The sequence below is a fragment of the Saccharothrix ecbatanensis genome, assembly GCF_014205015.1.
In the GTDB taxonomy this organism is placed as follows: Bacteria; Actinomycetota; Actinomycetes; order Mycobacteriales; family Pseudonocardiaceae; genus Actinosynnema; species Actinosynnema ecbatanense.
In genome coordinates, this window is sequence record NZ_JACHMO010000001.1 from 4452737 (window position 1) to 4466580 (window position 13844).

13 protein-coding genes are annotated in these 13844 nt (G+C 71.1%); 5 read left to right on the forward strand and 8 right to left on the reverse strand.

Annotation, left to right across the window (positions count from 1 at the left end; translation table 11 throughout):
• Positions 1 to 18 precede the first annotated feature (18 nt).
• The 5 genes from F4560_RS46205 to F4560_RS18265 form a co-directional block, all read right to left on the reverse strand.
• A complete protein-coding gene (locus F4560_RS46205; protein WP_184921555.1) occupies positions 19 to 2373 on the reverse strand; it encodes a transglutaminase TgpA family protein in 2355 nt (784 codons plus the stop codon).
• A gap of 334 nt (positions 2374 to 2707) precedes the next feature.
• Positions 2708 to 3862, reverse strand: a complete 1155-nt coding sequence (locus tag F4560_RS18250) for a DUF58 domain-containing protein (protein WP_221483555.1) — start codon at positions 3860 to 3862, stop codon at positions 2708 to 2710.
• Positions 3859 to 4845, reverse strand: coding sequence for an AAA family ATPase (locus F4560_RS18255; RefSeq protein WP_184921558.1), 987 nt, complete (start codon positions 4843 to 4845; stop codon positions 3859 to 3861). The genes F4560_RS18250 and F4560_RS18255 overlap by 4 nt, the downstream gene beginning before the upstream one ends.
• Positions 4846 to 4900: 55 nt before the next feature.
• Complete coding sequence (locus tag F4560_RS18260; RefSeq protein WP_184921560.1) at positions 4901 to 7069, reverse strand: fibronectin type III domain-containing protein; 2169 nt, start codon at positions 7067 to 7069, stop codon at positions 4901 to 4903.
• Between the two features lie 169 nt (positions 7070 to 7238).
• Entirely contained in the window at positions 7239 to 7730 is a 492-nt protein-coding gene (locus F4560_RS18265; RefSeq protein WP_184921562.1) for a MarR family winged helix-turn-helix transcriptional regulator, read from the reverse strand.
• Positions 7731 to 7823: 93 nt separating this feature from the next.
• Here F4560_RS18265 and F4560_RS18270 point away from each other — a divergent pair, with 93 nt between their 5' ends.
• Both F4560_RS18270 and F4560_RS18275 read left to right on the forward strand, forming a co-directional pair.
• Positions 7824 to 8369 (forward strand): YceI family protein, encoded by a 546-nt coding sequence (locus F4560_RS18270; RefSeq protein ID WP_184921564.1) that lies wholly within the window; start codon positions 7824 to 7826, stop codon positions 8367 to 8369.
• A 368-nt stretch (positions 8370 to 8737) separates the two neighbouring features.
• Positions 8738 to 9238 carry an ATP-binding protein gene (locus F4560_RS18275; protein WP_184921566.1) on the forward strand — a complete coding sequence of 167 codons (501 nt, stop codon included), beginning with the start codon at positions 8738 to 8740 and terminating at the stop codon, positions 9236 to 9238.
• Between the two features lie 197 nt (positions 9239 to 9435).
• Here the strand turns inward: F4560_RS18275 and F4560_RS18280 are convergent, their stop codons facing one another.
• Entirely contained in the window at positions 9436 to 10281 is an 846-nt protein-coding gene (locus F4560_RS18280; RefSeq protein WP_184921568.1) for an EamA family transporter, read from the reverse strand.
• A 207-nt stretch (positions 10282 to 10488) separates the two neighbouring features.
• On the opposite strand from F4560_RS18280, the gene F4560_RS18285 reads away from it, so the two are divergent.
• The gene (locus F4560_RS18285) at positions 10489 to 11103 is read left to right on the forward strand and encodes a GTP pyrophosphokinase (RefSeq protein ID WP_184929231.1); all 615 of its coding nucleotides are present in this window, start codon (positions 10489 to 10491) and stop codon (positions 11101 to 11103) included.
• A 255-nt stretch (positions 11104 to 11358) separates the two neighbouring features.
• Positions 11359 to 11820 carry a VOC family protein gene (locus tag F4560_RS18290; RefSeq protein WP_184921570.1) on the forward strand — a complete coding sequence of 154 codons (462 nt, stop codon included), beginning with the start codon at positions 11359 to 11361 and terminating at the stop codon, positions 11818 to 11820.
• A gap of 6 nt (positions 11821 to 11826) precedes the next feature.
• Here F4560_RS18290 and F4560_RS18295 read toward each other — a convergent pair whose 3' ends face one another.
• Complete coding sequence (locus tag F4560_RS18295; protein ID WP_184921572.1) at positions 11827 to 12522, reverse strand: MOSC domain-containing protein; 696 nt, start codon at positions 12520 to 12522, stop codon at positions 11827 to 11829.
• 2 nt (positions 12523 to 12524) lie between these two features.
• On the reverse strand, positions 12525 to 12947 hold the full coding sequence (locus F4560_RS18300; RefSeq protein ID WP_221484348.1) for a nuclear transport factor 2 family protein: 423 nt from the start codon (positions 12945 to 12947) through the stop codon (positions 12525 to 12527).
• 91 nt (positions 12948 to 13038) lie between these two features.
• Here F4560_RS18300 and F4560_RS18305 point away from each other — a divergent pair, with 91 nt between their 5' ends.
• Complete coding sequence (locus F4560_RS18305) at positions 13039 to 13617, forward strand: CGNR zinc finger domain-containing protein (protein WP_312869353.1); 579 nt, start codon at positions 13039 to 13041, stop codon at positions 13615 to 13617.
• The last annotated feature ends 227 nt before the right edge of the window (positions 13618 to 13844 follow it).

The following is a 13844-nucleotide window of genomic DNA, read 5'->3' on the forward strand; positions in this document are numbered from 1 at the left end:
CCTGGCTTCCAGCGCCTTCTATCGTCGCCACAAGGGTCGCGGGTCGACCGCCCAGAACATCCTGCGGTACCAGGGAACACCCCGCCGCAGCCCACCGCGCACGTGACGCGCCAACCTCCACGCGTGACCGCGATCCTGGATGTCGACGACCGGTCTGACAGGCGCGAAGGCCGCGAACTCGGCCAACCTGGCCAGTTCCAAGGCCTGCTCAGCCATGCCCGACGCGGCCGTCATGTGGGATGCCGTCATGTCGGATGATGTCGTCATGTCGGATGCGATGTCGGGCGCGGTCCGGTCCGGTGACGGGGTTCGACCGGCCAACAGCAGACCGTCGAGCACGTAGGCCCATGCCCCGGACGCACCGGCCGCCCGCAGACGTCTCCGCCGCGCCAGCCGAGCCGTCGCCAGCACGAACAACACCAACACCGGCAGTGCGCCGAGCACCGCGTACCCGACCCACCGCCGTGATTCGGCCGGCGCCTGGACGGCCACCGCGCTGGACGGCGTCACCAACGGCGGCGGCGTGGACAGCGGCGTGCTGGTCGGACTGGCCGTGATCGACGCCAACCGGTCCAGCACCTCGCGCTTCTGCGCCGCGCTCGACCCGCCCGACGACGCACCCGCCACCGGGTCGAAGGGAACCCAACCCCATCCGGCGAAGTACACCTCGGGCCACGCGGTCGCATCACTTCCGCGCACGACCCGTTCCTCCCCCGCGGCCGGCTGGAACCCGACGACCACCCGCGTCGGCAACCCCACCGCCCGTCCCAGCACCGCGAAGGCCGAGGCGAACTGCTCGGCCGTGCCAGCGTTCGCACCGGGTTCACCGGGGGCACCGAACAGGAACCTCTCCAGCCGCGCGTAGGACGACCCGACCGGCGCCTGCGCGTCCGGCACCCGTCCCTGCTTGACCACCTGCTCGATAGCCACCGCCCGCTCGTAGGGCGTGCGCGCGCTCCGCACAATCTGGCGCGCGTACTCGGCGAGCGAGTAGGGCAATCCCGGCAACGCCACGTAGCGACGCGTCTGGTCGCCGGTCGGAACGGTGGCTTCGAGGAGATCCGTGTCGTCGGGTACGTCGAGCACGCCGCGTACGCGGTACTTGAGGCCGGGCTCCAACTCGTCCAGCGACACCAACGATCCCGAGTCGGGGTCGACCATCGCGCCGTCCAGCGTGACCGCGGTGGGGCGGCCAACCGTCGGCAGCCAACTGCCGTTCAGCGCGGTGATGGTGATCTCCACCTCGGCCTCGTCGACCCGTGCGCCCGGAGGGAGGTCCGGCGCGGCGACCGCGCCGATCGGCCCGTACAGCGAGGCAGCCCGCCAGGCCGCGCCCGAGTAGTCCGACAACGCCACCAACCGCACCGCCCGTTCGGGACCGCGAACCCGGAACAGCTCGGTATCCCCCAAACCCGCCCACGACGCCAACTGCGGCAACGGACTGGCCACACCGAGCCCGGTGACCGGCGGCTCCACCAACTCCCGAGGCTCGAACGCCGCACCGGACGGCATCCCAACCGCCACCAACGCCACCACAGCCACACCCACCGCAGGCAGCCCAAGCAGCACCCTGCCAGCACGGCGGCCCCCCGCCACCCCGCCACTCGCCACGCCGCCACCCGCCACCGCACCGCCGGCCACACCGCCGCTCGCACCACGGCCACCCACCACGCCGCCGCTCGCCACGCCGCCACCCGCCACCCGGCCGCCCGCCACACCGCCACCAGCCGCCCCGCCGCCAGCCGCACTGCCACCCACCACGCCGCCGCCAGCGTCCAGCCGGTCCACCACCAACCAGCCCACCGCGACAAGCGCAAGCAGCACCGCCGCGACCACCCCGTTCCGATCCGCCTGCCCCGCGGTCAACAACGCCGTGCACGTGTAGAGCACCGCCACCCCGACAACCGGCGCAAACAACGACCGCCCCCGGCCCGCCAACACCGGCAGCCCCCGCCTCGCCGCCGCCGCCACCGGCCCACGCCCCGCCGCCGCCACCGACCCACGGCCAGCCAACGCCACCCCCAGCGACACCCCGAACACCAGCAACGCACCCGGAACCAACAGCTCGGGCGTCGCGGGCGCGGGGCGTGCGGCGGTCAGCAGACGGGGCACGAGGTCCAGCAGGACAGGGAGCGGGTCGGTGGAGTCGATCGCCGAGTCCCGTGCGATCAAGTAGCCGCCGACCAACGCCAGCGCCACCACCGCGAACACCACCAGCCCGGCGGGCATCCACCGGGTCAGCGGCAGGCACAGGAACGCCACCACCACCGCTCCCGCGAACACCAGCGACGGCGCATACCCCTGCCAACCCGCGCCCAGGTGCATCGCCGCGACGACGAGCAGCAACGCCGCCCACCCCAGCCGGGCGCTCACACCCAGCCGCGTTCTCGCATCCGGTCGGGCGCTTGCGCCCGGTTGCGTGCTCCCGACCGGCTGTGGGTTCGCATCGACGCCGTCGAGCCGCCGCGCCGTCACGCACCCACCGCCCAAAGGCACCGGGGGCCGTGGCGCCGCGCCTTCATACTTCTGGCAACGAAATCGGTCTTACCATTCATCCCCGACGCCCCTTGCACTATCGGGTGATCTTCAGATGCTGGAGCGAGGGATGTCGTCTGCCACGTTGCCTGGCCGGCGGGCGCGGATGTGGGCAGCTTACCGAGCTGGGTGGCAAGGCGCTGGCCCGACCGCGCGCCGGACGCGAACGCGCTCACCGCGACACCGCCGTGTTCCAAGCGTCCAACAACCCCTCGGCCTTCACGTGACGCAGCACCACCACCGACCCCACCGCCGAAACCGCCACCGCCGACACGGGGTCGACTACGAGGACCACTCCTACCGACGCCCGGCCCGCCTCCAACACCAACCCGGACAGCTCCGCCTTCGCCCCGCACACCACCGCCACCACATCCAGGTCCCGGATCGGCAACGGCCGCGTCACCGAAGCCCGCTCCGCAGGCTCGGCCTTCAGATCCGCCAACGCCGCCAACACCACCGACGCGTCCGCCGAAACCGCCCCCGCCGGCAACTCCACGTCCACCGCACCCGACCACGACACCAACCGCACCGGATGCCCCTCGGCGATCGCCACCGTCACCAACGACGCCGCCACCTCCACCGCATCCTCTAAATCCGCGACCGACGCATACCCGTCCGCATGGTCGTCCAACACCACCGCCAAGTGCGGCCGCGCGGGATCGGCGTCCTCGCGGATCATCAGCGTCCCGGTCCGCGCGGACGTCGCCCAGTGCAGTCGGCGCAAGTCGTCACCAGGCACGTACTCGCGCAACCCCACCAAGTCCGTCCCGCCGCGCTCCACCCGCTCGTCCGCCCCCACATGCCCACGCCGCACCCCACCGGGCAGTCCACGCACCGGCAACACCCGAGGCACGACGCGGACCTCCACCACGTCACCGACCACCGTGGTGGCATGCGCCAGACCGGCCAACCCACGACGGCTCAACGTCAGCGGACCGACGGAGAGCAGGCCGCGCGTGTGCGTCGGGATCGGGTACTCGACCTTCACCTGCTGCCCCGGCGCCAGCAGCGGGATGTCCACCGCGACGACCTGACCCGCGACCGAGTCCGTAGCGTCGAACCACACCGGGAACCGCTTGCTCGTCCCCGTCAACTCCACAACGCCGGTGCACACGCCCAATCGCTGCACGGTCCGAGGTCGCACGATCCGCTTCGGCGCGACCTGGGCCCGCGACAACACCGACACCACACCCGCCCCCGCCAACGCCAAGAGCGCGATACCGAACCCCGCCACCCCCGGATAACGCCACCACAGCCCCAAAGCCACCAACGGCACGCCGAGCAGCACGGCGCCGATCCCCCGTGCGGTCAGCCGCACGCGGGTCATCGTGCGGCCGGTCTGGGGACCGCCACACCCGCCAGCACGTCGGCCAGGACTTCCTCGGTGGTCGTCCCCGCCAACTGCGCCTCACGCGTCAACACCAACCGGTGCGCCAATACCGGCACCGCCAACGCCTGCACGTCACCCGGCACCACGAAATGCCTGCCCTGCGACGCCGCGTACACCTGCACGCACCGCACCAACGCCCGCAGACCACGCGTGCTCGCACCCAACCGCAACCGGCCGTCCTCGCGCGACGCCACGCCGATATCGCTGATATACCGCAACAACGGGTCCGCCACGTGCAGCATCGCCAGCCGACGCCCGTGCTCCGCCACCACGTGCGGGTTGCTCACCGTCGGCACGGCGCCGACCTGACCGGCGCCGCTGCCCGGCCGCAGCACGTCGATCTCGTGCTCCACCGCCGGGTACCCGATGGACGTCCGCAGCATGAACCGGTCCAACTGCGCCTCCGGCAACCGGTACGTGCCGTCCAGGTCGATCGGGTTCTGCGTGGCGACCACCAGGAACGGCGCGGGCACCGCGTGCGCGACGCCGTCGACCGTGACCGTGTGCTCCTCCATCACCTCGAGCAGCGCCGACTGCGTCTTGGCGGCGGCACGGTTGATCTCGTCCGCCAGCACGATGTTCGCGAACACCGGCCCCGGCCGGAACCTGACCTCACCGGTCTGCGGGTCGTAGACGGACGTGCCGGTGACGTCCGACGGCAGCAGGTCGGGCGTGAACTGCACCCGCCGCGACACCCCGCCCAACGCGCCCGCCACCGCACGCGCCAACGTCGTCTTCCCCGTGCCCGGCACGTCCTCCAACAGCACGTGCCCGCCCGCGAACATCGACACCAGCACGAGGTCCACAACGTCCCGCTTGCCCCGGATCGCGGACTCCACCGCGTCACCGAGCCGCGCGTGCAGTGCGCGGAACGCCGCGATCTCGTCCGCACCGATCGCCGGAACCGCCGTCGTCGTCACAATCGCCCCTCGTGCTCGTCACCCACGCACACCGCCGACCGACAGTGGCCGGGTCTCACTCCGACTCGCCGCGCCGCTCGCGCCGGTTCCGCAACGTCAGCAGCCACGCCGTCGCCAACAGCCCGATGCCGCCGCCGACCAACTGGTTGCCCTCCGCGGCGGCCGGGACGCTCCTCGGTTGGCAGATCCGACCACCGCACTCGTCGATGTCGCGCACCGGCGTGCTGCGGACCGCGGAATCCACGGATCCGGTGCCGGTCGCGGCGTGCGCCCGCACGACGATCCGGTTCGAGCCGACGTCGACCCCGATCATCGCGGACGTGGCCGAGCACGCGATCGGTTCGGAGTGGCCGAACGTCAGGTTGATCAGCTCGCACGGGCCGTCGTGGCTCGCCCAGTCCGCCGGCGGGGTCATGTTCACCCGCTTTGTGTACATGTCCCCGGTGGGGCCGAAGGTGGTGATCACCGCAGCGCCCGCCGTGGGCAGGCTCGGCGGGGGAGGAGGCGGCACCGTCGTCGTAGTCGTAGTCGTTGGCGGAGGGGCCGGCGGCACCGTCGTCGTGGTCGTCGTCGGCACAGGAGCCTGGGTAGTGGTGGTCGGTGGTGGCGCCACCGGACGAACCATCCACGACGCCGCACCGGTCTCACCCGCGCCGAACCGGTTGTACGCCGCCACGGCCACGTCGAGCCTGCCGCTGGTGCAGAACGTCCCCGCGCACGCCAACGTCAGCTCGGTCGACGTGCCCGCGACCTGGACCTCCCGGCTACCGCCCGAGAACCCACCGGTCGCCGTCACGGTGTACCCCGAGATCGGCTCGCCGCCGTCCGGGACCGCTCTCCAGCTCACCGTGACGACCACCGACGTGCCGTTGTTGCTGCGCTGCGACACCGTCACACCGGACGGACGCCCCGGCACGACCCCCGCCACATCGGCACTCGACGTCGTCGTCACAGGCGCAACGGGCGTCGTCGTCTCGTTGTCGCCAGCCGGCGGATTGGGGCCACCACGCGGGTTCTCGCGCGTCGGCGGATCCGGGCGCGGCGGCGGCGGGCTCGGCACGCTCGGGATCGGCGACCGCTCCGGGTCCATCACCGGCAACTCGGGATCGCGGATCACCACGCTGCGCGTCCGGCCGTCGGCGTCCACGATCACGCCCTGGTTCGCACCCGGCGTGTTGATGAACAGCTTGCCGTCGTCGAACACCAGCGCCGGGTCACCGGAACCGCCCGTGCGCACGTCTTCCGCGCCACGCCGACCGGACCGGTCCAGCACGACGACCTTGCCCGAACCCCGGCACGGCACGTAGACGCGGTCGCGGAACACCGCCGGTCGTCCCGGCTTGGGGCAGCCGAGGGCGCCCGTGTCGACCCGCACCACCTCGTCACCGCTCAACAACACCACTGCCGACGCGTCCGGGATCGACGCCGGCACCAGGCCCGTCGGGCTCGTCTGCGCGGCCAGCACCTCGCCGGCCAACGACGCGGTGCTCGCGGTGAGGTCGCGGCCGGTGCCGTCACGCACCACCACGCCGCCCTCCAACCCGAGCAACGTCACGCCACGCTCGTGCGGCACCAACGCGGTCCGCGGACCGGCGCCCGGCACCGGCTTGTTCGACCGCTCCGAGAAGTTCTGCTCTTCCTCCGACCACCGCAACGCGTGCAGGTTGCCGCCGTGGTCCACCGCCCACACCACGCCGTCGTCGTCGGCCACCACGTCGGCCAGCGGCTGGCCCGCGAGCCACGGCGTGCCGATGTCGGCCAACGTCACCGCGTCGGCGTGGTGAACGGAGCCGGCCGCGCGGTCGACCACGAACACCCAGTCGCCCACGATGAGCACCTTCGCCGACGGTCCGGGCGGCGCCTGCCGTCGACCGGACGACAGCAGCGTGGCCAGGTCGATCACGGTGATCTGCCCGGTGCGGCGGTCGAGCACGATCAGCGTGTCGTCGGACTGCGCGATCTCCAGCTGCGCGTCCGCACCGCTGACCTGCAACCGGGTCTGCGGTTTCGCCGAGCTGGGGTTGACCTGGACGACCTCGCCGCGCTGGTCGTCGTTCAACCACGTGAGCCCGTCGGACACTTCCACGGCGGTGCGCGCGATGCCGTCGCCCAACGCGGCGCCGGCCAACAGCAACAGCCCTAACGCGGCCACCCCGACACTGGCCGACTCACGTCGACCGGCACCGACGACGCGACGCGCGATCGTCCCCAGCTTCGCTCCCACGGGGCGGATGCTAACCGTGCGGCATCACGTTTCCGAGCACACTTCCCGGCCTGCTCCGGTCGGCCCACGGCCACTGCGCCGGATGCACCGGACGCGTCCACATCGGACACAGCGTGACACGGCGGAACGTCCGGACATCCGCTGTCAGACACCCTCGGCTCCGACGTGGTCAGAAGTCGGCGAACTCCTCGCGCACCTTGTCGCACTCCACCGTGAGCCCCGCGTCCACCGCCCGGCTGATCTCCGCCAGCGACTGCAACTGCTCGGGCGTGAGCACGTCGAACAGGTGCTCCCGCACCGCCGTCACGTGCCCCGTCGCCGCCTGCTCCAGCACCTCGAACCCGGTGTCGGTCAGGGCCGCGATCGAACCGCGCCGGTCGGACGGGCACGCGCGCCGCTCGACCCAGCCCTCCTTCTCCAGCCGGGCCACCGCGTGCGACAGCCGGGACCTGGAGGAGTGGCACACCGACGCCAGCTCGCTCATCCGCAGCGCCCGTCCCGGCGCCTCTGACAGCGCGACCAGGATCTCGTAGTACGCCATCGGCATCCCGGAGTCGCGCTGCAACTGCCGGTCCAAGTGGTCGGTGAACTTGGTCACGGCGGTCATGAAGGCACGCCACACCTGTTGCTCCTCGGCGTTCAGCCACCGCACGTCGCTCATGTCCCACATCATACGCGGCGTTGTTGAACCCTCAACAAACGTCGGCTATATTCGGTTGAGAGTTCAACAAGACCGACTGAGAAGGATCATCCGATGACCACGCAGACTGTTCAGATCCCCGGCTACCTCGCGGGCACGTGGGCGATCGACCCGGTGCACTCGGACGTCTCGTTCGTGGTGCGCCACCTCGGCGTGTCCAAGGTGCGCGGCCACTTCGGCGCCTTCGAGGGCACGATCGTGACCGCCGAGAACCCGCTGGAGTCGACCGTCCAGGCCAAGATCGACACCACCTCGATCGACACCCGCAACGGCCAGCGCGACGCCCACGTCAAGGGCGAGGACTTCCTGGACGTCGACAAGTTCCCCGAGCTGACCTTCACGTCCACCGGCGTGCGCGCCAAGGCCGAGGGCTTCGTCGTGGACGGCGAGCTGTCGCTGCGCGGTGTGACCAAGACCGTCGAGCTCGACCTGGAGGTCAACGGCTTCGGCGACGGCTTCGAGGGCGCGAAGGTCGCGGGTTTCTCCGCCTCCACCGAGATCAACCGCCGCGAGTTCGGCGTGACCGGTGGCGCGGCCGGCGCGGTCGTCGGCGACAAGATCACGATCCTGCTGGAGATCGAGGCCGTGAAGCAGGCCTGAGCCACCCGCGCCGGACATGTCCGGACGCGATCCACGGAGGGGCCCGCCGGAGTGTCGGTGGGCCCTTCGTGCTGCTCGGCCCTACTCTGCGTAGGTCAAGTCGCTCGTCCGGGCGAACAAGCTCGTGATTCCATTTCATCGCGCATTTCGGTACTTTCCGGTTCGTCGCCGCAACCGTATGTGAACCGCGCACAGTCTCCAGCCGTAGTAGATCGTGAATCCAGGGTTCTCTTTCGGTGAACACTGAAGGCGTAGAACTCAAAGCGGACACGGTCCGCTCACGGTCGGTAGACCACGTGGGTGACATCGGACGCACTCATGGCACCATCTGGCGTAACACGCGCCGGACGCAGGCGAGGAGGATCGGTGTGAACGCCCAGACCGAACAGGTCGACGACCTTCGACTCGTCGCGCTGCCCACCGCGGTGAGTGTCGCGGACATGTTCGTGCGCTTCTCGCTGGGCGAATGGCGCCTGCGCGCGATGCAGGACGAGGCCGCGCAGACGATTCGCAGGCTGGTCGGCGCGGCGGTCGACGTGGCCGATCGGCGCGCGCCCGGCTTCCTGCTGGTGCGCCTGCGGCTGACCGGCACGTACCTGGTGGTCGAGGTCGAGGGCAACCGGGTCGCGTTGCCGCCGGAGCTGGCCGGCACCCGTGCGGGCCTGGTCGACCTCACCGCGGGTGGCCGCCTGGCGTGGTGCGAGCTGGCCCTGCCGAGCGGCATGGACGCCTCGGCCGTGCCCCTGCCGCGCCGTGAACCTCGCCGCTCACCCGCTGCCGAGGCGTTGGGCGACGAGCCGAACGTGGACCCGGAAGTGATCCAGCGCATCCTCTACGGCCTGGGCGGCGGCGCTCACCGCAGCGACTAGCGACCCGCGACCCGGCTGCCCACGATCCGGGCGCCGACGATCCGACTGCCGACTACTGGCGACCAGCACTGACCGGCCCGGCCGGCGCCCCGCATCGGAGCGCCGGCCGGGCCGTTTCCGTGGCCTGGCCGCGATCTGCGGCCGATCTCGGGCCTGTTCGCGGCCTATCTGCGGCCTATCTGCGGCCCGTCTCGGGCTTATCTGCGGGCGAGTGCGACCAACGCCAGTGCCAGCACGCCCATCCCGCACCACGACACGAACGGCAGTCGTTCGTGCAGGACGACCACGCCCAGCACCGACGCCACCGCCGGTTCGGCGAGGGTCAACGTGGTCGCCGCCGCCGCACTCGTGTGCCGGAGCCCACGTCCGAACAGCAGGTAGGCGACGAACGTGGTGAACACCGCCAGGTGAGCGGTCACCGCGAGGCCCGACGGGCTCGCCACCCACCCGACGCCGAGCAGCAACAGCACCGGCAGCGTCAGCACCGACGCGCCGCCGAACACCGCGCCCACCACCGCGCCGGACGGGTGCCCGAGCCCGATCAGATGCGCGCAGATCACCGAGTACACGGCGTACGACAGGCCCGCGATGAGCGCCAACGCCACCCCGACCAGGTCGACGTGCGCGTCACCGCCACCCAGCACGAGCACCGTGCAGCCGACCACGGCGGCCGACGTGACGAGCGGTCGGGAACGCAGGCCCAGCACGATCGGCGCGGTGGCCAACGCCACGGTCGTGGCGACCGCCACACCGGTGCGCTCGACCGCCGGGTAGAAGGCGAGCGCGTAACCCGCCACGGTCAGCGCGCCGAGCGACAAGAGCCGCCAATCGGCGGTCCGCAGCACGGCACGGGCGCCGCGTGCGGTCACGAAGAGCAGGAAGCCACCGAGCACGAGACCCGCCGCGCCGACGGCCGAGGCCGGTGCGGAGGCGGGCGCCAGTGAACTGGCGGTGCCGGTGGTGCCCCACAGGACGCAGGCGGCCAGGATCGGCAGCGGTCCGTGGGTGAATTGAGCGCGTAGTCGTACGGCAAGGGTCGACACGAGGTCTCCGTTCGCGGGAGGAGAAGAGGACGCGCGAACGGGCGCACCGCAGCATCAGACAGGCGTGCGGATGTGCATCGGTGATGCGTCAGCGGGTGTGCTTCAGCGAGTGCGCCCGGTCAGGCGCACGGCGGCGGAAGGACCACGTGCCAGTGGGTGTTCACGACCGGCATCCTAGCGGGAGGGAGTCCCGGTATCGTGGGGATCATGGACATGGGCGTCGCGGACGACGTGCTGCGGCAGTCGCTCGTGGTGTACAAGTTCGCGGTCGACGAGTTGATGACGAAACTCCGCATCCTGAGCGAGGAGTTCGACCTCATCCACCGGCACGACCCGATCGAGCACGTCACGCAGCGGGTGAAGCGGCCCGACGCGATCCTCGACAAGCTCAAGCGCAAAGGGCTGCCGGCGGACCTGTCGCTCGCCGCCGAGCACCTGGACGACGTGGCGGGCGTGCGGGTGGTCTGCCCGTTCGTGTCCGATGTGTACCGGGTGCGGGACATGCTGGCGCGGCAGGACGACGTGGAGATCCTGAAGACGAAGGACTACATCGCCGCGCCGAAGGCCAACGGCTACCGCAGCCTGCACCTGATCGTGCGCATCCCGGTGTTCCTGTCGGACCGGGTGGAGCACGTGAAGGTCGAGGTGCAGCTGCGGACCATCGCGATGGACTTCTGGGCCACGCTGGAGCACAAGCTGTACTACAAGTACGACGACCACGTGCCCGCCGGCTTCGTCGAGGAGCTGACCGCCACCGCCGCCATCGCGGCCGAGCTGGACGCCCGGATGGAGTCGCTCCACACCGAGGTCCAGCGCGACTGAGGTACGACGCGGCTGGAATCCGACGCGACTGCAGGGCGGCGGCGGTGCAGTGCGGGGCGGCGGCGGTGCGACGGGGCTGAGGTACGGCGGCGGGGCGGTGCGGGGCGGGCGGCTGGAGTCCGCGCCGGCGCGGTCGCGGTTGTCGGGGCACCATTCCTCTGTCCGGCGCCCTGTCCGGCCCCATACCCGGACCGTTTCTGTCCGCTATGGGTGTCATGGTGACCCCATGGACGCCTTCACGAACGGAGCTGCCTGATGAGCCGCCACATCCAGGTCACCTTCGACGCCCACGACCCGCGCGCGCTGTCGTCGTTCTGGCGCGACGTGCTCGGCTACGTCCACCCCGCCCCGCCCGGGGTCGAGCTGCCCGAGGGCGCCGACCCGCTGGCCGCGTGGGACGACTTCCTCGCGCGGATCGGGGTGCCGGAGGACCAGCGCAACACCCGATCCGCCATCGAGGACCCGGACGGGTCCGGTCCGCGGGTGTTCTTCCAGCAGGTGCCGGAGGACAAGGTCGCCAAGAACCGGGTCCACCTCGACGTCCGCGCGGCGCCCGGTCTCCAGGGCGAGGAACGGATGGCGGCGCTGGAGGCCGAGTGCGACCGGCTCGTCGCGCTCGGGGCGACGCGGGTCCGCCGTGACGAGCCCGCTCCCCCGATGAGCAGCGGCTACATCGTGATGACCGACCCCGAGGGCAACGAGTTCTGCCTGGACTGATGGCGCTTACGGCTGGATCGCGGGCAGGTAGGGGGCGCCCACGATCCAGCCGCCGACCCGCTCCGGCACCTCGTCGGTCGGCACCAGCTCGACCCCGTCCCCGGGCCGGATCTCCCCCGGCGTGATCACCCAGCAGTTCAGGCACAGCTCGTTGCCGAACTCGGTGCGGATGCGGCGGAACACGTCCAGGTCCTGCGCGCCGGTGTCCGGGTCGATCGACGTGACGACGCACCGCCCCCGCACCGAGTGCACCCCGACCACCGCCTCGCCGATGACGAGCGCGTGCCCCGGCCAGTCGCGTTCCTCGCGCGGGCCGACGCCGCCGATCAGGATGTTCGGCCGCAGCCGGCGGAGGTCCGCGCCCCAGTGCGCCACCGCGCCGTCCGTCGCCACCAACAGGTTCAGCACGTCGAACCGCGCGGGACCGGAGTGCGCCACGAGCCGTCCGCCGTGCCGCGCGACCAGGGCGCCGGCCTCCGCGCTGTCCCACCGGCGCCCGGCCACCAACGGCGTGCCGTCGGGACCGGTGGACGCCGGGATGGTCAGCAGACCGTGCCTGGTCCGGCCGGTCAACGGGCCGCGATCACCCTGCACGTGCACCAGCCGGTCCCCCGCCACGCCGTCCTCGGTGAGCGTGGCGGTGGTCAGCGGCTCGCCGCCCAGGGACTTCACGGGGTACCGCCACAGTCCGTCGACGCGCATGGTCACGCCACCGGGAGTTCGGCCGGGCCGGGCAGGCGGCGGTCGGTGGCGGCGATCTCCACGTCGTTGATGCTCGCCTCACGGCGGCGCATCAGGCCGTCCGGCGCGAACTCCCAGTTCTCGTTGCCGTAGCTGCGCCACCACCGGCCCTCGTCGTCGCGCCACTCGTACTGGAACCGGACCGCGATGCGGTCGCCGGTGAACGCCCACAGCGACTTCCGCAGCACGTAGTCGTGCTCGCGCTGCCACTTCCGGGTGAGAAACGCGACGATCTCGTCGTGGCCGCGGACGAACTCGGAGCGGTTGCGCCACACCGAGTCCGATGTGTATGCGGCGACGACCCGCCGCGGGTCACGGGTGTTCCAGACGTCCTCGGCCGCGCGGACCTTGGCGCGGGCGGAGTCCTCGGTGAACGGTGGCACCAGCAACACGGGACACTCCTTCTAACGTTTGGTCGGCCATACAAACGTTAGAACGAATCTCTAACGGGCGCAAGCCCGTGTTAGCGTTAGAAGCGTGCAGTCACAGGACGCGCGACCGGAGCAGCCAGGGCAGTCCGAGGAACCCCGTCCGATCCGCCTGATGAACACCATCCGCGCGGACCGCTCCGGCGTGCACGACCACCTGACGACCACCGAAGAGCTGACCGCCTGGCTGGACGGCGCACCGGCGGCCGAGGCCGATCTCGTCGCCTTCCGGTCACTCCGCGTCGCACTGCGCGACCTCGCCGCCCTACTGACGGGTGACACGCGCCCGATCGCGGCGGACCACGACGTCGAGCGTGCCGTGGCGGAGGTCAACCGGACGGTCACCACCGCGTCCACGTGGCCGCAACTCACCCTGAGTGACGGCGAACTCCACCGCCTCCTCACCACCGACGCCCCCGCCGCGAGCTCCGCACTGGCCGGCACCGCCGCCGAAGCGGTCGACCTGTTCACCGGCCCCGGTCGGACACTTCTTCGCGCCTGTTACGCGCCGAACTGCGTCCTGTACTTCATGAAGGACCACCCGAGGCGCGAGTGGTGTTCGACGGGCTGCGGTAATCGGGCCCGAGCCGCCCGGCACTACCGGCGGACCTCCGCTACGGCCGGGTAACCGCAAACGACGCGGGCGATAAAAGGTTACGCCGCTTCACCCGGAATTGCAGGAATCCAACTAAACGGAGCACACCGCACATTTCGGGGTTAACCGCGTGACGCACGTGTAGGATCACGACAGGACCGCAGAAATGTTGCCAAGCGGGTGCGAATAACCCTCGCGTACTGCCTGGCATTTACGAGACGACGCAGTCCAAACCGGCCATTCGAGTGAACGGCGAAGTG